The organism is Burkholderia sp. AU4i, assembly GCF_000466765.1.
GTDB classification, from domain to species: domain Bacteria; phylum Pseudomonadota; class Gammaproteobacteria; order Burkholderiales; family Burkholderiaceae; genus Burkholderia; species Burkholderia cepacia.
This window is the reverse complement of the sequence record NZ_ASSI01000095.1, coordinates 16,382-35,720: the sequence shown is the minus strand read 5'-3', so window position 1 is coordinate 35,720 and position 19,339 is coordinate 16,382. Positions and strand designations below refer to the sequence as shown.

The following is a 19,339-nucleotide window of genomic DNA, read 5'->3' as shown; positions in this document are numbered from 1 at the left end:
CGTGCAAGCGCGAAACGGGCGGATTACAAATCTGTAATCGGCGGGTCAGCGTCGTGACTGCCGCGGCAACCAGAATGGGATACGTGGGGCCGCCCCACTCGCCCGTTCGTTCAACCCACCAGGGAGTCGCCATGAAACTCTTCACTGCCTTTGTCGCTGCCGCGCTGAGCCTGCCGTTCGGTACACAGGCCTTCGCCCAGTCCACGCAGGCGCCGCTCACGCGCGCCGAAATCTACCAGCAGCTGATCGATGCCGAAGCCGGCGGCCTGCTGCCGACCGACCGGAACGACTATCCGCCGTCGCACGCGCAGATCGCGCGCAATCGCCAGCTTTACGCGCGCGCGCATCCCGATGCGGCGCCGGTCGCGACGGCATCGGCCGGGAATTGATCTCCGCCTGTGTCCGGCAGCCGGCCGACAGCCGGATCGCGCGCCGACCCGGCGCCTGTCGGCGGATTTCGCGGCGCCCGCAGCCGGGCCCGCGAAATCCTTGTGGCTCAGGCGCTTGAGCGCACCGGCCCGACGGCCGCCCGCCTGCCCGACGACGTGAAACGATGAACGCGAAAAAATGGCCCGTGCTCGGCCCGGCGTGCCGGCCGCATGCGTTGCCGGCGCGATCCTGCTCATTGGCCGGTTCCCGGCCGCCGCTTCACGCCTCGCCTCCCGCCTCGCCGCTCACTCGCGGCGGTGCGGTCGGGCGCCCGTCTCGGCGACGCGGTCGACCCAGCCCCGGTAGAACGCGCGGTACTTGAGCACGAGCTTGTCGTACCTGCTGTACGCACCGCCGCCGTCCGGCTTCATCCCGTTCCAGATCCTGACGTCGTACCCCGCGGCCTGTCGGGTCTGCAACCCGAACAGCACGTAGTCGGTCGCGCGGCGCAAGGCGCCGCCCACCTTCTTGATCGAGATGAGCATGTGCATGACGTTTTTGCCGTCGCTCACCGGCGTCACGCACTGGAGCAGCTTGTATTTGAAGTCTCCGTCCAGCGCGACGGTCATCACGCACCCGCCGGGGTAGCCGTCGAAGTGCAGGTTCATCTGCGACATGTTCAGGCCGAGCGCGCGCGACAGCATGCCGAGGGGCCCGAAATACCGGTTCACGGTGAAGTCGATCCCGGCACCGAACCACGCGCCCGCCCGGGCCAGCGGCTCGACCTCCGGCCACGGGCGCCAGTCGTCGAACAGCTTGAGTTCGAAGGCCGAGATCGGGAGCGCGTGCACCGGGGTCGCGTGTTGCGCGTCGTAGAAGTTCTCGACGATCCGCAAGACCGCCGTCGTCGTCTCGAACGCGAAGTGCAAGTGCATGAAGTCGCCGTTGTCGACGTCGGCCGCGGCGATTTCGGGCAGCGGGTGCAGCGGCTGCGGGGAGCCGTACCAGACCCACACGTAGCCGTACCGCTCCGCGGTGACCCACGTCGGCTGACGCGCGCCGCGCGGAACGGGTTCCAGCTGCCGCACCACCTGGCTGTGCCCGGGGATGTGAACGCACCGGCCCTGCTCGTCGTACCGCCAGTGGTGAAACGGGCACTGGATGCACCCGTCCGTGACCCGCCCGTCGGCCAGGTTCGCGCCGAGGTGCGAGCAGTGGCGGTCCATCACCACCGCCCGCCCGGTCGCGCCGCGCCACGCCACGCACGGACGGCCGAACAGCGTCAACTCCGTCGGCTTGTCCTTGAGGTCGTCCGAGCGCATCGCGACGTACCAGCTCGCGGCCACGCGCGTGGTCGCGTCGTACACCCCCGGGGCTTGCTCCGTGGCGACCGCTTGATCGAATTGAACGTCGTTCATCGTTTTCCTGGCGGTGTCGGCCGGCTACTTCAGCGCCAGGCCGATGCGGGTCGTGATGTACGCCTTGAGCAGCGCGAACATCGGGTTGTAGTCGAAGTACCGTTTCACCTCTGCCGGCGCGCTGGTTTGCGTCCAGTGCATCAGCTTCATCGCGGGCACCAGGCTGTACTTCGAGTTGTTGAGTTGCGGCCTGGCCCCGGTGATGCAGTACCCGAAGCCGAACATCGGCCTGGCGAACTCGCGTTCGTCGATGAGCGCGTGAATCCGCGCCGCGGCCTCCCCGGCCTCCTTGTGCCCGGCGCTCACGGCCTCGACCTCGGCCTTGGCGTCGTTGAACAACTGGTAGTACCCCTCCATGTCCGCGCACAGGTATCCGAGGTACGGAGGGTCGTTGTCGAGGTGGTCGAGGTCGCCCTCGTCACGCGACGCGCGGAACCTCGCATGGGCCTGCACGAGCCGGAACTGCCCGAGGATCGTGCCGACCGCCCACAGCCTGTGGAACGCGTCCCACAGGCGGAAGTCCGCGAACGCCGTATAGCAGCAACTGACGAAATCGTCGTTGTGGTCCAGCAGCTTCTGCTGCAGGCGCTCGATGTACTCGAAGCGCTCGGGAGAAAAGTCGTCGTCGCGCAGCGCCTTGATGAGGCGCGCCGCGAGCGCATGGATGGTCACCGCGGTGTTCTCGAGCCCCCGGGAGAACAGCGGGTCGATGAACCCGTTCGCATGCAGCATCAGGCAGTAGCGGTCGCCGACGCAGGCGCTCGACGAGAATTGCAGGCGGTCGGTCTTGACCCAGTCGCGCACCGGCACGGCGTCGCGGAACTGCGCCGCGATGCTCGGGAACCGCGCGAGGAACTCGTCGAATTCCTGCTGTGCGGAGATGTCCGTTTTCGGATAGACACGCGGGTCGAGCTGCAGACCGACGCTCACCAGGTTGTTGGTCGATCGCGGATGGTTGTTGAACGGAATCACCCAGAGCCAGCCGCCCGCGAACATGTGATGCAGGGTTCCCTCGTGCCAGCGCCAGCGCTGCCCCTTGACCTTGAAGATGTCGTCGAACGGCTTGACCCCGAGCATGTGCGTGTAAATGCTGCGTGAGTGCGTCTTGAAGCGGCACGGCTCTTCGCGGAGCTTGAACTTGGTCGCGAGCGGTGCGCGCGGCCCGCCGCAATCGATCATGTACCGGCCGGTGAACCGTTCGCCCTGGGCGGTGGTCACCGCGACGCCGTCCTTGTCGGCATGGTATTCGGTCACGTTCGTCTTCTGGCGCACCGTGCAGCCGTACTTGATCGCGGCCTGCAACAGGTAGGCGTCGACGTCCTGGCGGTAATAGTGGCTTTCCGGGCCCCACGGCAGTTCGGGAATCACGCACTGCGTGAATTCCTTCGGGTCGTGCTCCTGGCCGGGCTTGTGGAACACGAAGCCGAAGTTGCGCTTGATGCCCGTGCTCGACGCGACGTAACGCTGCGTCGCGTAGAACGACGTGATGCGGTCGAGCTCCGGAATGCCGTAGCGATCGGCGATGATGCGATTCATCAGGGACGTCTCGGGGATCGACGATTCGCCGATCGTGAAGCGCGGGTGCGACGACTCCTCGATGATCAGCACGCGAAACTGCTGGTTGGCCAGGATCGCCCCCATCTGGGTGCCGGACATGCCCGACCCGAGGATGATCACGTCGAAGTGGTTGCTGTCGCGCCCGTTCGCGGGGCTCTTTTCAGTCATGAGGGCACACTCTCCTGGTGAGATGGAACACATGGCCGCACGCGTCGGGCGTCGGGCGTCGGGCGTCAGGGCTCGTCGAGCGCGGCGCGCAGGCGGGACCGCACGGCACGCGTGAGCGTGAGCAGATCGCCGAGCATGCTGGGCGCGTACCCCCCGCTGCCGATCGTCGGGCCGCTTCGCCCGACTTCGTACGCCCGCTCCGCCAATTTGACGTGCGGCGCGCGGAAGCGCAGCAGGATCTCGAAAACGCGGTCGAGGGCGGCCAGCCCGGCCACGACGGGCTCGCCCCGCGCGCCGGCCGCCTGCACCTCGCCGAGCACGCGGTCGACGAGCGACGGCGCCCCGGCGAACCGCGCGTAGATCGCCCCGAACGCGGGAAGCACGTAGGGCAGGTACGTCTCCTTGAATTCCCGATAACCCGGGTGGTCCGATTGCGACCCCCACAGCACGTGCTCGAGCACGAAGAGCGGCATTTCCACCGCGCCGGGGCCGAGGTAGCTCCGGCCCCCGACCCGAATCGGTTCGTAGTACGGCCGAAGCTCGTCGTAGAAGACCTGCACCGAGATATAGCGGTACGCGTAAACGATCGATTCGACCATCTTGTGGAGATAGTCCGCCAGCTCGTCGCACCCTTCGGCGAACGACGGCGACCGCAGGGGCACGTCGTACAGCTCGACGGTCATCCCGATGGCCGCCTCGAGCGCCGCCATCGAGATGCGCACGCTCTCGAGCAGGTGCGCTTCGTCGCGCAGCCCGGTGTAGCTCCGCTGCGCGTCGGCCGCCGCCGGGTTCCAGACCGTCACGTGCAGGAGCGTCTCGCGCGGCGGCAGGCCGGTCACGCGCGCCAGGTCGAGCAGCACCGGCTCGAGCCCGGGCACCGCGTCCACGGGCTCGTGGCCGTGCCGCTTGAGCGAGCCCAGGAAGAATCCGATGTCCCGCATCGCGGCGGCGGCTTCGACGAAGCCCCAGCCGGCGGGCACGCCCCGCACCGGGAGGAACTCGCGCAACAGGCCGACGATGCCGGGCACGTCCTTTTGACGGTTCAGGCCCGGCAGTTGCAGAACGAGTGCCCGCGCCCGCAGCGGATCGCAAGCCGCCACCGCGGCGTGCGTCGCCGCGAATGCGCATGCGCGGTCGAGGGTGCGCTCCACTACAGGATTTCCGGCGCCGCGAGCGTCGACCCGGGCTGGCTGCGAGACAACCCCGCGCCGCCGTCGCGCAGCGACCGCAGGTAGTCGTAGTTGGTCGGCAGGCTCGTCCGCAGACGCTCGGCCTCGCGCCGGATGCGGGCGAACATCGCCTCGGCCTTGTCGATCGACTCCGGCCGGTGCTGCAAGAGCGGCAGCGACCGGTCGGGCAGCAAGCCCAGGCCCGCAAAGATGCAGTAGTAGTTTCCGTTCAGCCAGAAGTTCCTGAATTCGTAGTCGAACGTTTCGTAGTACGTGGAATCGTCGAACGACGTGGTGGTCAGCGGCAATCCGGCCTTGTAGCGCTGAACCTTCTCCTTGATGGCATCCGAGAGGCGCAGGTCGTGCCGGTTCGCGAGCCAGAACGGCGTGTCGTCACGCGACGACGTGAAATAGTGCGCCTGGACGAAATCCCGGCAGTCGTCGAACATGTGGACGATCTCGGCGTTGAATGCGTCCGCCAGCCGCGGGTCGAACGAGGTATCGGGGAAGTGCTTCACGAGCTGGTAAAGCGCCGCATAGATGAAGTAGATTCCCGTCGATTCCAGCGGCTCCAGGAAGCACGACGACAGCCCGATCGCGACGCAGTTGTTGACCCACGCCCGCCCGTTGCGCCCGACCCGGAACTTGATCTGGTTGAGCGGCTGCTTGTCCGAGAGGCCCCAGAGGTTGAGGAAGTCGGCGGTGGCCTGGTCGCGCGACGTGAACTTGCTGGAGAAGACGTAGCCGCTGCCGAACCGGCCCAGCATCGGAATCTTCCAGGTCCACCCCGAATTCATGGCGATCGCCGACGTGTACGGCTCGACTCCCACGCGCGCATCGGCGTTCGGCACGGCGCTGGCGACCGCGCTGTCGCACAGCAGGTAGTCGGACATGTCGATGAAGGGCTCTTTCAGCGCCTGGTTGATCAGCAGCCCCCGCATGCCGGAGCAGTCGATGAACAGGTCCGCCTCCAGCGTGCGCCCTTCCTTGGTGGACAGGCTGGCGATGTGGCCGCGTTCGTTCAGGTGAACCTGCTCGACCTCGTCGATCACCTGTTTCACCCCGCGCTCGATGGCCCAGCGCTTCAGGAAGTCGGCTACCAGGTGCGCATCGAAGTGCCACGCGTGGGACATCTGGCGGGTGCCGTCGGACAGGCACGGTGCGAGCTTGGCGTCGAGCGCCCCGGGCTGCGGGTAGCACGCGTACTCCATCGGCTGCTGGAAGCCCTGTTCGCGCTTGCGCATCCAGTAGTGGGTAAGCGGCACGCCGTCGCAGTTCGGCACGGTGCCGAACAAGTGGTAGAAATGATCGTCGCGCGCGTGCTCGGGGGACTTCCTCCAGTTCACGAACTTGATGGCGGCCTTGAACGCGCCGTTCACCTGGGGCATCCACTCCCGCTCCGGTATTCCGAGGAAGTCGAAGAACACCTTCTGCAAACTCGGGATGGTCGCCTCGCCCACGCCGATCCGGGGGATCGCCGCGGACTCGACGAGCGTAATGCTCGTGTGCTGCTGGAGCGCCCGGACGAGGTACGAAGCGGCCATCCAGCCCGCGGTGCCGCCGCCCACGATGACGATATTCTTGATCGGGTTGCTCATGACACGGTTCTCATAGGATTTGAAACCTGAAGGGATAGTGCCGCCTGATCGAGCTGAACGCGTAAATCGTCCGGTAACGCGTCGGAAATGGATTGGCTTGCCGATGCGGCAATTACCATTAGCACATGGAAATTCAGCTTCCCGAAGCTTTTCATACCGTTCGCGTAACCTGCCGGACACACCTTAACAGCGTTCACGACGGCACACGTCGCAAAATTTCATATCAATTTTCATTGCCCCAGAGAAATATTCAATCCATAAAATATCGACGAGATATTTTCCAGATGAACGTTCACATTTTTAAAAATCAATCATTTCACTTTTAGCAAACGCATCAATTTATTGTATGAAAACGATAAACGAACTACCCAATTAACGGGAAACGAATGTGGTCGCCACCATTTTCGAAACAATGATGTCGACCCTTGCGTATTTCGGCGAATTCGACCCGCTCCCGGCAAGGAGAGGGGTGCTACCCGACGGGCCTTAGCGGTTGAGTACGGAAAACGCCAGCGTGCCCGCGAACATCGCCAGCACGACCGACGCGCCGCGAAGCAGCGTTCCGGTATGGGTGGCCAGCGACCGGCGCGCCGTCAGGACGCCGCCGACCACAAGCCACATCGAACCGATCGTCACGGCGAGCACCGTGAAGACCGCGATCGAGCAGAGATAGAACGGAACCGATACGAACGCCTGCGGGGGAAAGATCGCCGTGGCGAACAACAACGCCTTCGGGTTCATGGTCGTCGCGACGAACATGTCGCGAAAGCCGATGGTGCCCGACCGGATGCCGTCAAGGTGCGGGCTTTTCCATAGTTGCAGGGCGAGATAGAAGATGTAGGCCGAACTCCCCAGCTTCAGCACATCGTAAAGCCAGGGCCGCGTGGCCGCGAAGGTCGCCAGGAAGAAACCCCACAGGGATATCGCGAAGCCGTAGCCCGATGCCTCCGCAACCAGGAGTCGCGACGATTGCCGGAAGCCGACCCTGATTCCCGAGGACAGCAACAAGGTATTTGTCGGGCCTGGCGTGGCCAGGACCAGCGAAACGTAGAGTGCCATCTTCAACATCACCTGGAATGTCGGCATCTTGCTTCCTTGGTGTCGATGACGGTCGCCATGTGTCGAGGCGAGTTGTCGTATCGGTTGGGGTCATTCTGCATTCGGGCTGCTGTGGGCGTGCGCGACAGGCGCTAGCTGTGCCCGGCAACCATGCAAATGGCGATCAAGAGCAAACCAACTGGTTTCAAGGGAATTCGGGGGGGGAATGATGAATTTGTCACGGCATTGCCGTTTCGCAGCGAATTGTACGCCGCCGAACCGAATTATGTCGTGCCTGAAAATGCCTGCGCGCGAATAAAAATAGACGCAATCAATGTTACTCAATCACACATTTTTTTATTCTGAAAAGCAAAGCGTAACTTTCCGCGTGATTGATTCGATTACGTGCTCTTAATCGCTTAATCGGGTCGCGACGATCAGGATGGCCCCAATAGCCGCGAAGAGAATCGCGCGGTAAAGGCAAGCATCACTTGCGCATCACTTTGAATAGGCTGCGGGCCAAATCCGCCAATGCCGCCAATGGCCGGATCCATATAGGTTAATAACAGGCACCGACCCTGCCATTCGGCACGCTGACCTTCACACCGTCCACGCTGGCGTCGCTCACGCGCGCCGAAGTCTGCCAGCAACCGATCGATGCCGATACCGAAGCCGACGCACTGCTGCCGACCAACCGTAACGACTGTCCGCCGTCGCGCGCGCATCCCGATGCGGCACCGGTCGATCGTCGCTCAACGGTAGAGGGCCGCGTCGCAGACGCCGTCCCTTTTCATTCGCTCCACCTCTTTATTGTCAGGAATCCTTTCATGTCGGTCAGTAGAGCGATGCATCATCCAAGCGTGAGGCGGACGTGAGTGAACCCGAGGCCTTCCCGCCAGCATGGCGCCGCGCCCGCCCCTGGATCATCAGCGTCGTGCCGGCCGTGCCGGTCGCGCTGACCGTCGTTCACCTGCTGCGCATGACGAAACCGGTCTCGGTGCAAAACGATGCGGCTACGACGAATGGCCGTCAGCCCGTCGTTGGCGCGAACGACTTCAGGTACTTCATGCCGGTGTCGCACATGATCGTCACGATCGTGGCGTCCGGGCCAAGCCGTTCGGCGAGTCGCAATGCGCCAGTTACGTTGGCTCCGGTCGACGTACCGCAGAACAACCCCTCTTCGGCGGCCAGTCGGAACGCCATGGCTCTCGCCTCCTCCGTGGAGACACGCTCGAGCTCGTCAGCAATCCCGTCGCGCCAAAGCGGCACGACATAACCCGCGCCGATCCCGTCGATCTTGTGCGCGCCGGTAGGGCCACCCGACAGTACCGCGGATTCGGCCGGTTCCACACCGGCGATCCGAATGCGTGCATCGTGTTCGCGCAAGCGCCGCGAAATCCCGCGCAGCGACGCAGCCGTGCCGACGCTCTGGACGAAGCCGTCGAGGCGGCCGCCGGTCTGCTCCCAGATCTCGTCGGCCATCTTCGTATAGGCGTTGAGCTGATCAGTGTTTTCCATCTGCGCCGTGATGTATGCGCCCGTCTCGCCGGCAATTCGATGCGCTTCGCGAATCATGTCCTTCGTCAGCTTCTCGGTTTGCTTGCCGTTGTCGCTGGGGACGAGCGTCAGCTTCGCGCCCAGCAGGCGCATGTGATCGAGCTTTTCTTTCGAGAACGCATCCGATGAAACCAGATGCAGCGGATGCCGCTTGACGGCACACACCAGCGCCAGCGACACGCCGGTGCTGCCGCCGGTGTATTCGACCACTGCGCCGCCGGGCTTCAGACGCCCATCCCGCTCGGGAGCTTCGATCATCTCGAGCGCGATCCGATCCTTCATGCTGCCGGTTGGATTCTGACTTTCGAGCTTGACGAAAAGGCGTGCGCCGTTCTTCGGGACGACGTTTCGCAACGGGACGAGTGACGTGTTGCCGATCGTGTCGAGGATGTTGCCGGGAGTCGATTTCATGGTGACCTCTGAAGTAAGCGGGCAAGTGAAACGCAAGTGCGTGGGATTAGCTCGCGTGTCCGAGCAATGCAACAGCGAACGTGAGCGTCGCCGCGAAGCCGGCCAGGAAAGCGATCGTGCGAACCACGGGAATGCCGGCGGCGTAGACCACGTAGTGAACCAACCGGGCACCCAGATAGAGCTTGGCCGAGAACACCGTCGCCGGGCCGCTCGCCCCCGTCATTGCGCACATCAGCACGAGCGGGGCGAACACGGCGAGATTCTCGATCGCGTTCGCATGCGCGCTACGTGCGCGCTCCGCCCACGGCGGATCGGGCGGACGGGACGGATCGGGATTGTTCAGGGCCGCCATCAGGCCACGCGTCGTGATCCGGGCCACCATGTACGGAATCCACATCAGCAGCGTTGCGAGGGCAGTGAGCGTCAGCAGGTGAAGTTCTGGCGAAAATGTCATCGGATGGGCCTTGTCGAACAGAAGGTGCGGCAGAGATCTGCGGATGCCGGAAATGCTTCGCAGTCTAGACTCGCGACGAGGCCCGATCCATAGTCACAAATGACATTAATAGCGACAATCACGACACAAGGTCGAAACGGAATCCGGCAGTCGTTCGACCGCGACGATGCATCGTTGGCGCGTGGCACAAACGCGCCACACGTCGCCCACCGCATTCATTCAGACCGCACGCGACACAAGCTCGCCGAGAACCGTATCCAGTGCGATGTGACCGCGCACGATTTCGTCCGGATTACTTTCGAAATCGATCCAGCCTTCGTTGAAGCCGTCCAGCATGCGCATGCGGGGTAGTGGATGTTTCATGCCCTGCGCGCGGAACAGCGCTTCCCACGTTCGCCTGTCGACGCCTTCCGCGCGCACCGGCCGCCCCAGAACGCGAGCGAAGGCGAGTGCAAGATCGTCGGGGCTCACGCGGCGCGGGCCCTCGAGCTCGACGACACGCACACCGCGCCAGGTCTGCTGGAGCAGTTCTGCCGCGACGCGACCTACGTCCGCGGTGGCGACCATCGGCACGGGCTTGTCGAGCGGCTGCAGGTAGCTGGCGACGACGCCATCGTCGCGCGCGGACGCGACGTCCCACGCGGCGTTCTCCATGAACCAGCCGGGCCGCAGGAAGGTCACGGGCATCGGCATCTCGCGCAGCGCCTGTTCCATCAGCGTGCGTTGCGTGAGCAGATTGGGCTCGTCAGCCTGCGCGCCGATCGTCGACAGGCAAACGACCTTTTCGGGGCGCGCCTGCAGAAGCGCCTCGGACACGGCCTCGATCACCTTCCGCGCCTCGGGAAACCCGGGCTCCGGATCGAACTCCGAAGGCGGCAGGATGAAAACGCCCGCAGCGCCCGTGAACGCGGCGGCGAGCGACGATGGGTCTTCCATGACGGCGGTCGCAATCTCGCACCCGCGCGCCGCCCACGCCCCTGCCCGCGTCGCGTCGCGCGCGACCGCGCGCACCGACCGCCCCGAGGCCAGCAGTTCGCTGGCCAATGCGCCGCCGACCTTGCCGGTGATGCCTGTTATCGCATACATGCTCGTTCTCCGTGTGTGAATACGTCGGTCGCATTCTGGCCAAACATCGAGCGAAACAAAACGACATGGATGGAAGCAGATAAGTGACAACGCGTCACTAATTCGGCATGATCGACGCAGACGACCGGCATTGCCGCGTTATCCGGCGTCTGCGTGTCGGCCTTCCGTGGGTCGCCCGCGATCCGCCACCGTATGCACTCGAACAACCATGAGATCCAGTAGCGAGAAACTGTCCGGCAGCATCAGCGTGTTCGCCGCCGTGGTCGATGCCGGCACGTTTGCGGCTGCGGCCGACGTAATAGGCATGACGCCGCCGGGCGTCAGTCGAGCGATTGCGCGACTGGAAAGAAGGCTGAACATCCGGCTGTTCAATCGAACGACGCGGTCGGTGTCGCTGACCGAAGAGGGCCGCAGGTTTTACGAGCAGGTCATGCCGCATCTTGCCGGGCTGGAGGAAGCAGCCGCGGCGGCCGCGGGCGGCGCCTCCGTCGTGCGCGGAAAGCTGCGAATCAACCTGGATCCCGTCGTTTACCGGGCCATTCTCGGGCAACGACTCGATGCGTTCATGGACGCACATCCCGACCTCGAAATCGAGCTCATCGCGCGAGACAGCCTGGGTGACCTCGTCATGGACGGCTTCGACCTCGCCGTGCGATTCGGCGAACCGCGATCGTCCAGCCTGATTGCGAGAAAGCTGCTCGATACCGGCGTCGTGACGGTCGCGGCGCCCTCGTACATCGCTCGCCGGGGACGGCCGGCCAAACCCGAGGATCTCGAAAGCCGGAGCCATCGATGCCTTGAATTTCGCAACCCGGAGACAGGCAAGCCGTTCGCCTGGGAATTCCATCGTCGGCGCAAACGCATCGTGGTCGACACCCGGGGACGCCTTACGGTCAACGATCCGGGCGCCCTGCTCGGCGCGTGCCTCGCCGGTTCCGGCATTGCACAGATGCTGCTGCTCGGTGCCGAGCCGCTGATCGCCGACGGCCGGTTGATCAATCTCTTTCCCGAATGGGCCGACGAGCGGTATCCGTTATATGCGTACTACCCATCCCGGCATCACGTGCCGGCCAAGACGCGGGCGTTCCTGGATTTCATGGTCGAACTGACGGATATTCACGGCCGCGCCGGCATGCGCTAGCGCCGTTCCGGCGGCGCCCGCGGCCCCTTGGCGCTGCCTTCGCAGCGTACGGCAACACCGCTTTTCAAGGCCGGACGCTACCGATTGCCGGCACGCAATTCCCGCACCCCACGGCCGAGCCTGCGACGCAACAAGGCCCGCAACGTCGCCGCATCCGCGTAGCCGACCTCGCTCGCAATCGTCTCCAGGTCGTAACCCATCGACACGAGATTCTGCGCTCGTTCGATGCGGAGATCCTGGACGAACGCCAATGGTGACTTCCCAAGTACCGCCTCGGTACGGCGCTGCAACGTGCGCGGTCCGACGGCCAATGCGGCGGCCGCCGCCTGAAGCGAAAAACCCGTGGAAAGATGCTCGCGGGCCCATCGCTCGAATCGAGCGACCAGCGGATCCGCATGGGCAAGGTAATCCGGAACGATGTATTCGGCCTGTGACGAACGCTTGTCGATCAGCATGAAACGGGCAACGAGCGTGGCCAGTTCGGGACTCGCCTGACGCAGCAACCACAGCGCAAGGTCGAGATGGCCCATGGCCGACCCCGCCGTCACCAGGCGATCCGCGGCGACGACCATGCGTGAATCGTCCAGATCGACTGCAGGATAACGTTGCCGAAAGAAGGGCGAGAGCGACCAGGTGGTCGTCGCCTCGCGATGATCCAGAAGCCCGGCTTCCGCCAGCACGAACGTACCGATGCAAGCGGCGGCGACGCCGACGCCATCGGCATGCCACGCCCGAAGGTGCGCCATGGCATCGCACATGTCCGGACGCTCCAGCGCCTCGATCAGGCGCTCCGGCTGCCTGATGCCGGGCGCGGGCACGACCACCCAGTCGGCATGGCGTGCGCTGCTTGCGGGCTCCGCCAGCATGGACAGTCCGTGCGCGGTGCGGATGCGTCTGCGTACGCCGACCACTTCGACGTCGAAGGGCGGCGCGGCGAAGCCCTGAGCGGCAGCCAGTTCGTTGGCCATCGCGAAGGTATCCAAAAACACCGTCAGGCCGGTGTCGAACAGCCCTTCGAGCGCCAGAATGGACAATCTCATGTCGTAAACACATCTATTAATGTCATTTGCGACTATAGCCCGCTTTCCGTGAAAAACCTAGACTGCGCAGCAATGCGGCGAAGATTTCTCGAATGACATCGTCCATTTCATCTCGATCGCATCGGACGCGCTCGCGCCGATTCGGTTGCGGCTCTCCAACCCTGTTTTGCTGGAACACACTCGACATGTCCAAAACCATTCTGATAACCGGCGCCAGCAGCGGCTTCGGCCGCGACACTGCAGAAGCGCTCTCGGCGGCCGGGCACCGGGTATTCGCGTCGATGCGCGACATCGCCGGCCGAAACCGGCCGCATGCCGATGCCCTTCAAGCGAAAGGCATGCACGTCATCGAACTGGATGTGACGGACGATGCGTCCGTCGAGCGAGGCGTAGCTTCCGTGCTGGAAAATGCCGGGCATCTCGACGTCCTCGTCAACAACGCAGGTATCGGATCAGCGGGTATTTCCGAGGCGTTCACGACAAAGCAGGTGCAGGCGCTCTTCGACGTGAATGTATTCGGCATCCAGCGAACGTCGAGGGCGGTGCTGCCGACCTTCAGGAAACACGGCGCAGGCCTGATCGTGAACATCGGTTCGATACTCGGCCGCGTGACGTTTCCGTTCTTCGGACTCTATGGGGCATCGAAGTTCGCGCTTGAAGCGTTGACCGACAGCTACCGCTATGAGTTGTCGACGTCGGGCATCGACGTCGTTCTCGTTCAACCCAGCAACTATCCGACGAATATTTTCGCCAGCGCGCAGCGGCCTGCCGACGCCGCGCGCATACCCGGCTACGGCGACGCCGGTGCGATTCCGGACAAGATGGTGGAGACGCTCATGGCGCTGTTCGCGAGCGACCACGCGCCGAACCCGCACGACGTCGCCGACGCGATCGTGCAGCTTGTCGCACAAGCCAACGGTACTCGCCCGCCGCGTTTGATCGTGGGCGAGTCATTCGGCGCCGACGCCCTCAACGCTCAAGCGGCATCGATTCAGGCGCAGGTGCTCGAGGGCCTCGGGCTGGCACACCTCGCCGAGCCGAAAGGGCGATCCGCCGCGGCTTGAAGGTACGGTCGACGCAGAAGCCGACACCGATCCGACGCACTGCCCCCGCTTCGTTCAATTGCCGGGTGCGAGGTCGTTGGCAAACCGGTTCGTATAACCGAGCGTACCGACGCCGCCGACGGAGTTGCACGTCGACGATGCGGCACCGGGCGGGCAATCGACGTCACGGTCGAACGACCAGAAGTGGACACCCACGAGGCCATTCTGTTTCACGAACTGCGCAACGGTGTCCGCATCGGCCGACGTAAAGGTTTCGCCGCTCACATCGTTGCCGCCGATCATCGGCGTCAGCTCGATCTGGCTGTACGGTACGCCCCAGTGATCGTGCAGGTTCATCGCCGCCTGGATCGCCGACTGTCCCATCTGGCAGGTGCCGTTCGCCACCACGCAGTTCCCCGCCCCCGCCGACCCGTAGTCCATCGTCATCAGGTCGATGGTGTAGTTCTTCAGGCCGTGCGCCTGGATCGCCTGCATGACCCAGTCTCCATACACGTTGAAGCTGTCGGGAGCGCTGGCGCCCCAGGAGCTGGCCGTGGTCGCGCCCTGCTGGGAAGGGGCCAGCGTCGCGAGCGTAAAGCTGAAGCGCAGGCCGGGATAATTCTGCTGGGCGACTGCCACGCGCCGGACGAGATCGTCGATCACCTGTTGTGTCTGCCCGCCCTCGATATCGAAGTCGATCCCGATGAGGTTGCTCGACGCATAACGATTGATGAAGGCTGCCATGCCCGCATCCGTCCCGCACGTGAACATGCCGGCCGCGCCGCCGGTGGAAATCACGTAATTCACATTGGCCGCGGTGAAAAGCGGCACGTTGGCGGCCGCCAGCGCGCCGCCGTCGACGCCCGCCCAGTTCTCGCTGCCGCATTCGCCGGTCGCAAACGCGAGCGTCAGCGTGCGGACACCGGCCGGCAGCACCGACAGCACCGGGCTCATCTGACCGGTGACGTTCGACGAGATGACGTTGGTGTTCCAGTTCATCGAAATCGTCGCGTCCTTGTACGGGCTATAAACGAATGCCGGCGCCGTGCCGGTACCCGTCCCGGCTGCCGCTGCGGTACCGGTGCCGAAGGACGACCATGCCAACAGAAGCGCCAGCGCGCCCTTCAAGGTCGAGCGCTGCATGATTCCGGATCGGTTGCTCTTCATTTTCATGCCCTCATCGCGTTATACGCATTACCGGCATCGGTCTTCCACGCGATACATGCCGGGGAATATGTCAGGAAGACGCGCTCCGCCCGCGCAGGCGTAACGGAAACCCGCCACGTCACGCGGACGGCAAGCGTCGGCATCATTGATACGGACTACCAAATCAATATCGCGACCAGATCGGCCTTGGGACTCATCCAACCGGTGGCCTCCCCTTTCGATCGACAAAGCTCCGCCCAGGTCGAATTCAAAAGAAATCAACCTTACAAATTGCCACCTGAAACAAATTCCGATATTGATTCTGTTTTTATATCTACGACGGAAAAAACGACGACTTCGGTCTATGCTGGCGAAGCGTGTGCACGCCACTTACGCGCAAGGCCGGATGTCCGTCACAAGCGCGATGCAGGCGGTACGTGAAGCCGTCACGCAGGCCCGGGATAGCGGGCCTGCCACGCGGCGGCGGACACTGGTCTTTCACCGACCGATGTAGTGATGCTTCAAACCGACGCCTGCGTTTCGTTTGGTTATACTACATAATCGTCAGGCATCAACCCTTGAATCGAGTATTTTCACCCATATCGAAACCGGAAATATTCACGCGATCGCATGGCCATATTGCAATTATCGCCATTCGATAATTCAATCGGATATTCCGCAGCCATTTGGCTGATTGTTCAAATCAACGAAATTCAGGCGGCGCGATCGGGCTTCATCGTATTGGCTGCCGACTCTGATGCATCCATCGAACCCGGCGGCCGCAACCAGGTGGTCGCAGGGTAAGCCGGTTGCCGTGTCAGTGACGCTCACCGCGCCTCTCACACAGGTTCTTCATCTCATGACGCGCCGGGCATCGCCGGGCGCGTCATGTCGCGGCCGTATCAGAACGGGCTGCGTGTCGTATCGCCATTGGTGAAGATCGCGTCGACGACCTGATAGAACGCCATCGCCGTATCCGCGACTTCCCAGACCGCGAGGATCACGTGGTAGCCGCTACGCATCGGCAGCCGGCACGCGTGAATGGTCGGCTGCTGGGGCACCAGGTTCGCGTTCGGGTCCCAGTATGGCTGGCCGGGATTCTGGATCGTGCAGAACGGCGTGGGCTCGAACTGCGCACGCGTGAGCTTTTCCGACGGGTTCCAGTCGGCGCGTGTAATGAAGTAGTTCCAGCGACGCGTCTTGTGCACGGCACTGAACTCCCACTTGAAATTCTGCACCGCGCCCGGCCGCAGCGGGATCTTCTGCCAGCGGCCCGGCGACTGCTCGTTCAGCACGGGCAGCGGGCCATTCGTGCTGGCGCCGGCGATTTCGCCGTCCCTCGGCGGTGCGGCATTCTTCGCGTCGTCCGGCGCGAACGGATCCGACAGGCCGCTTTGCGTCGCGGGGAAGAACTTGCCGTTCTCCATCGCGTTCGCGTGCCACGCGTCGACAGGGCAGTTCGGATTCTGGCCTTGCGTGCACAGTACGATGCGCGAAGGCGGTTCGGTCAAACGGCCGTGCGCGTGCGCACCGGCCGCCGCGGCCAGCAGTGCGACACCGGCCAGCGCGCGTGGCATGACGGAAGCAACGTAGCTGCGGATGTTCTTGTTCATGAGCCCTCTCATGGCATGAATGTCGAAACGGATATGCGCACATCGAGCCTGTCGCAAGATTCCGCGAAGAGATTCCTGTCGACGCGTCGTCGCGCATGCTGATCGGCGAAAGCGGCGGTCGAATGAAACCGCAGCAAGCAATAAACAATCACCATGCTTTCTGACAAATCACTTTCACCGAGTCGAACCTTATCCGCAAAAACCGGAAAAATAAACGTCCCTCATTGTTAATCTTTTGATTCGCGGCATCGAATCATCCATTCCCGCTTGCTTCGCTCGTCAGCCCTGAAATAACGCGGATTCTGGTGCTTGAAGATCGTGAATGATCGATCCCGGAATTTCGCGTTCGGGAGCCACCGGCATGGCCGCCTCCATTGTTCGATAATTTGATTCGTCGGTTGATATTTGAATTGAATAAAGCCCGCCAATCATTCAAAACCCGAACCGGTACGAATGATTATTTCTCTGAAAATTACGCCTGTTCTGAAAATAGTTCGCAGGTCATCGTCGACCGGGAGCCTCGAGATCCGGGCCTATTCAAGCGCTGACGCACTGCGCGTCGATGTCGTCGATGTCGGTCGCGTTGCGCAGCGCGGCGTCAACTCCCCCGCGAAGCGGCCAAGGGCATGCCCGCTTCCCGGAAGGGCGAACGAATCATCGCCCAAGCCCGCAACCCCGAAACGAACAACCCACAGCGCCCAACACCCGCGTTGTCGACCGCCCGCAGGCACGAAACCAACGCAAAAACTGAAAGACTGAATTGCCGATCCGCACGCTTTTGACGCAGCTATATTCTCGACGACCAGCCCTTTAAACAAGGACTGCGAACAATATCCGTCAACCTACGTTCGAGACCTTCATCTATGAATAAAACGACACGGCTGCTGCGCATGACGTGCGCACTCGCCTGCTGCGGCCTGTTCTCCCACGCGCATGCGCAAAGCAGCGTCACGCTGTACGGCGTCATCGACACCGGGATCGACTTCGCGTCGAACGTCGGCGGCCAGCACCTGTGGCAGATGGCGAGCGGCGTCAGCGCCGGCAGCCGCTGGGGGCTGCGCGGCAAGGAAGATCTCGGTGGCGGGCTCGCCGCGATCTTCGATCTCGAAAGCGGCTTCAATTCCACGAACGGCGGGCTCGGCAGCGGCCTCGCGTTCTCGCGCAACGCTTACGTCGGGCTGTCCGACCAGCGCATGGGCACGCTGACGCTCGGCCGCCAGTGGGATCCGATCGTCGACCTGATCGAGCCGTATTCGCTGAACGACTATTACGGGGGCTGGTATTTCTCGCACCCGAACGACATGGACAACCTCGACAACGGCTTCGCGATCAGCAATGCCGTGAAATACACGAGCCCGACGATCGCCGGTTTCACGGGTGAGGCGCTCTACTCGTTCGGCGGGCAGCCCGGCCGCTTCTCCGACAACGCCGCGTACAGCGCGGCGCTCGCGTACACGAACGGGCCGTTCTCGGCCGGTGTCGGCTACCTGCGCGTCAACGATCCGGAGCAGGCCGTGCAGAGCTACCAGAACGGCGGCGGATACACGAACGCGGTATACGGCGACGCGCTCATGAACGCGCGCAGCCAGAACATCTTCGCGGCCGGCGCGTCGTACCAGCTCGGCAAACTGAAGCTGATGGGCAACTTCACCGACGTCGATTTCCAGCAAGGCGACGACGAGCAGGACGTGAAGTTCCAGAACTACGAAGTCGCCGGCACGCTCGCCGCCACGAGCCAGCTCAACTTCGGCCTCGGTTATACCTACACGACCGGCCGCGACCACGCGACCGGCCAGGAACCCAAATACCGTCAGCTGAACGCGAGCGCCGAGTATGAACTGTCGAAGCGCACGGCGATCTACGCGCTCGCGGCACTGCAGATGGCGTCGGGCGGCGCCGTCGCGCAGGTCGCGGGCTTCGATCCGTCGTCGAGCGGCCGGCAGGCGGTCGGCCGGATCGGGCTGCGCCACACGTTCTAGGCGATCGCGCGAAGGGGCCGGCTTCCCGTGTACCGGAAGCCGGCCCCGGCCGGTGCGATCGACCCGCGCGTCGAATCAGTTCGGCAGGCTGACCACCATCTGCTCGTCCTCGAGCAGTTGCGTGAGCGACCCGTGCAGACGCTCGAGGCTGCGCGGCGGCAGCGCGAAACTCGCCCAGCCGAGCCCCGTGTGCCGCAGCAACAGCACCGCGCCGCCGTATAGCGGATGGCGCTCCGCGTACCAGCACGGGTCCATCTCCGTCACGAACTGCTGCGCGCGCGGCGGCATCTCGGGCACGGCCGGCTGCATCGACGCGCGCAACAGGCTCAGATACTGGATGACCGCATCGACGTCCTCCGGATCGAGCACCGCGGCACCCCGTTCGATCGACACCAGCACCACCGGCTTGCCGTGTTCCTGGATCATCTTGATACTCAGCGGCTGCGTCATTATTGCGTTCCTCGTGGCTACTCGTATCGGCCCATTATCGGCAGCCGCGTCACGCGCGCACCTGAAGATTTGATGCAGCTTCATTAATTTATTTTTAGGTTG

General features: G+C 63.5%; 18 protein-coding genes. 6 read left to right on the top strand and 12 right to left on the bottom strand.

Annotated elements, in window-relative coordinates; translation table 11 throughout:
* Positions 1–131: 131 nt before the first annotated feature.
* Positions 132–389 carry a DUF4148 domain-containing protein gene (locus L810_RS21910; protein ID WP_021160487.1) on the top strand — a complete coding sequence of 86 codons (258 nt, stop codon included), beginning with the start codon at positions 132–134 and terminating at the stop codon, positions 387–389.
* A gap of 285 nt (positions 390–674) precedes the next feature.
* Here L810_RS21910 and L810_RS21905 read toward each other — a convergent pair whose 3' ends face one another.
* From L810_RS21905 to L810_RS21885, 5 genes are all read right to left on the bottom strand, one after another.
* Positions 675–1,787: a Rieske 2Fe-2S domain-containing protein gene (locus L810_RS21905; protein ID WP_021160485.1), complete on the bottom strand. Its 1,113-nt coding sequence runs from the start codon at positions 1,785–1,787 to the stop codon at positions 675–677.
* Positions 1,788–1,811: 24 nt separating this feature from the next.
* Positions 1,812–3,512, bottom strand: coding sequence for an NAD(P)/FAD-dependent oxidoreductase (locus L810_RS21900; RefSeq protein ID WP_021160484.1), 1,701 nt, complete (start codon positions 3,510–3,512; stop codon positions 1,812–1,814).
* A gap of 65 nt (positions 3,513–3,577) precedes the next feature.
* Positions 3,578–4,663, bottom strand: coding sequence for a monodechloroaminopyrrolnitrin synthase PrnB family protein (locus tag L810_RS21895; protein WP_021160483.1), 1,086 nt, complete (start codon positions 4,661–4,663; stop codon positions 3,578–3,580).
* Entirely contained in the window at positions 4,663–6,279 is a 1,617-nt protein-coding gene (locus L810_RS21890) for a tryptophan halogenase family protein (protein WP_021160482.1), read from the bottom strand. The genes L810_RS21895 and L810_RS21890 overlap by 1 nt, the downstream gene beginning before the upstream one ends.
* Positions 6,280–6,765: 486 nt before the next feature.
* Positions 6,766–7,365 carry a LysE family translocator gene (locus L810_RS21885; RefSeq protein ID WP_021160481.1) on the bottom strand — a complete coding sequence of 200 codons (600 nt, stop codon included), beginning with the start codon at positions 7,363–7,365 and terminating at the stop codon, positions 6,766–6,768.
* A 129-nt stretch (positions 7,366–7,494) separates the two neighbouring features.
* Between L810_RS21885 and L810_RS47435 the strand changes: the two genes are divergently transcribed.
* Positions 7,495–7,683 (top strand): hypothetical protein, encoded by a 189-nt coding sequence (locus tag L810_RS47435; protein WP_155836335.1) that lies wholly within the window; start codon positions 7,495–7,497, stop codon positions 7,681–7,683.
* 663 nt (positions 7,684–8,346) lie between these two features.
* Here L810_RS47435 and L810_RS21880 read toward each other — a convergent pair.
* From L810_RS21880 to L810_RS21870, 3 genes are all read right to left on the bottom strand, one after another.
* Complete coding sequence (locus L810_RS21880) at positions 8,347–9,357, bottom strand: PLP-dependent cysteine synthase family protein (protein ID WP_257008929.1); 1,011 nt, start codon at positions 9,355–9,357, stop codon at positions 8,347–8,349.
* Complete coding sequence (locus L810_RS21875; protein ID WP_021160478.1) at positions 9,332–9,739, bottom strand: MAPEG family protein; 408 nt, start codon at positions 9,737–9,739, stop codon at positions 9,332–9,334. Before L810_RS21875 ends, L810_RS21880 begins: the two co-directional genes overlap by 26 nt.
* 219 nt (positions 9,740–9,958) lie before the next feature.
* The gene (locus tag L810_RS21870) at positions 9,959–10,825 is read right to left on the bottom strand and encodes an NmrA family NAD(P)-binding protein (RefSeq protein ID WP_042975652.1); all 867 of its coding nucleotides are present in this window, start codon (positions 10,823–10,825) and stop codon (positions 9,959–9,961) included.
* A 208-nt stretch (positions 10,826–11,033) separates the two neighbouring features.
* Here L810_RS21870 and L810_RS21865 point away from each other — a divergent pair, with 208 nt between their 5' ends.
* Positions 11,034–11,966 carry a LysR family transcriptional regulator gene (locus L810_RS21865; protein ID WP_042975650.1) on the top strand — a complete coding sequence of 311 codons (933 nt, stop codon included), beginning with the start codon at positions 11,034–11,036 and terminating at the stop codon, positions 11,964–11,966.
* Between the two features lie 77 nt (positions 11,967–12,043).
* Here L810_RS21865 and L810_RS21860 read toward each other — a convergent pair whose 3' ends face one another.
* Positions 12,044–13,006, bottom strand: a complete 963-nt coding sequence (locus tag L810_RS21860; RefSeq protein WP_021160476.1) for a GlxA family transcriptional regulator — start codon at positions 13,004–13,006, stop codon at positions 12,044–12,046.
* Between the two features lie 185 nt (positions 13,007–13,191).
* On the opposite strand from L810_RS21860, the gene L810_RS21855 reads away from it, so the two are divergent.
* The gene (locus L810_RS21855; RefSeq protein WP_021160475.1) at positions 13,192–14,070 is read left to right on the top strand and encodes an SDR family oxidoreductase; all 879 of its coding nucleotides are present in this window, start codon (positions 13,192–13,194) and stop codon (positions 14,068–14,070) included.
* Positions 14,071–14,124: 54 nt separating this feature from the next.
* Here the strand turns inward: L810_RS21855 and L810_RS21850 are convergent, their stop codons facing one another.
* On the bottom strand, positions 14,125–15,192 hold the full coding sequence (locus L810_RS21850) for a glycosyl hydrolase (RefSeq protein WP_081712889.1): 1,068 nt from the start codon (positions 15,190–15,192) through the stop codon (positions 14,125–14,127).
* A gap of 633 nt (positions 15,193–15,825) precedes the next feature.
* Between L810_RS21850 and L810_RS47430 the strand changes: the two genes are divergently transcribed.
* The gene (locus tag L810_RS47430) at positions 15,826–15,999 is read left to right on the top strand and encodes a hypothetical protein (protein ID WP_021160472.1); all 174 of its coding nucleotides are present in this window, start codon (positions 15,826–15,828) and stop codon (positions 15,997–15,999) included.
* A 98-nt stretch (positions 16,000–16,097) separates the two neighbouring features.
* On the opposite strand, the gene L810_RS21845 is transcribed toward L810_RS47430, so the two are convergent.
* A complete protein-coding gene (locus L810_RS21845; RefSeq protein WP_042975658.1) occupies positions 16,098–16,772 on the bottom strand; it encodes a lytic polysaccharide monooxygenase in 675 nt (224 codons plus the stop codon).
* Positions 16,773–17,698: 926 nt separating this feature from the next.
* Here L810_RS21845 and L810_RS21840 point away from each other — a divergent pair.
* The gene (locus tag L810_RS21840) at positions 17,699–18,787 is read left to right on the top strand and encodes a porin (protein ID WP_042975657.1); all 1,089 of its coding nucleotides are present in this window, start codon (positions 17,699–17,701) and stop codon (positions 18,785–18,787) included.
* 75 nt (positions 18,788–18,862) lie between these two features.
* Here the strand turns inward: L810_RS21840 and L810_RS21835 are convergent, their stop codons facing one another.
* On the bottom strand, positions 18,863–19,237 hold the full coding sequence (locus L810_RS21835; RefSeq protein ID WP_021160469.1) for a hypothetical protein: 375 nt from the start codon (positions 19,235–19,237) through the stop codon (positions 18,863–18,865).
* Positions 19,238–19,339 lie beyond the last annotated feature (102 nt).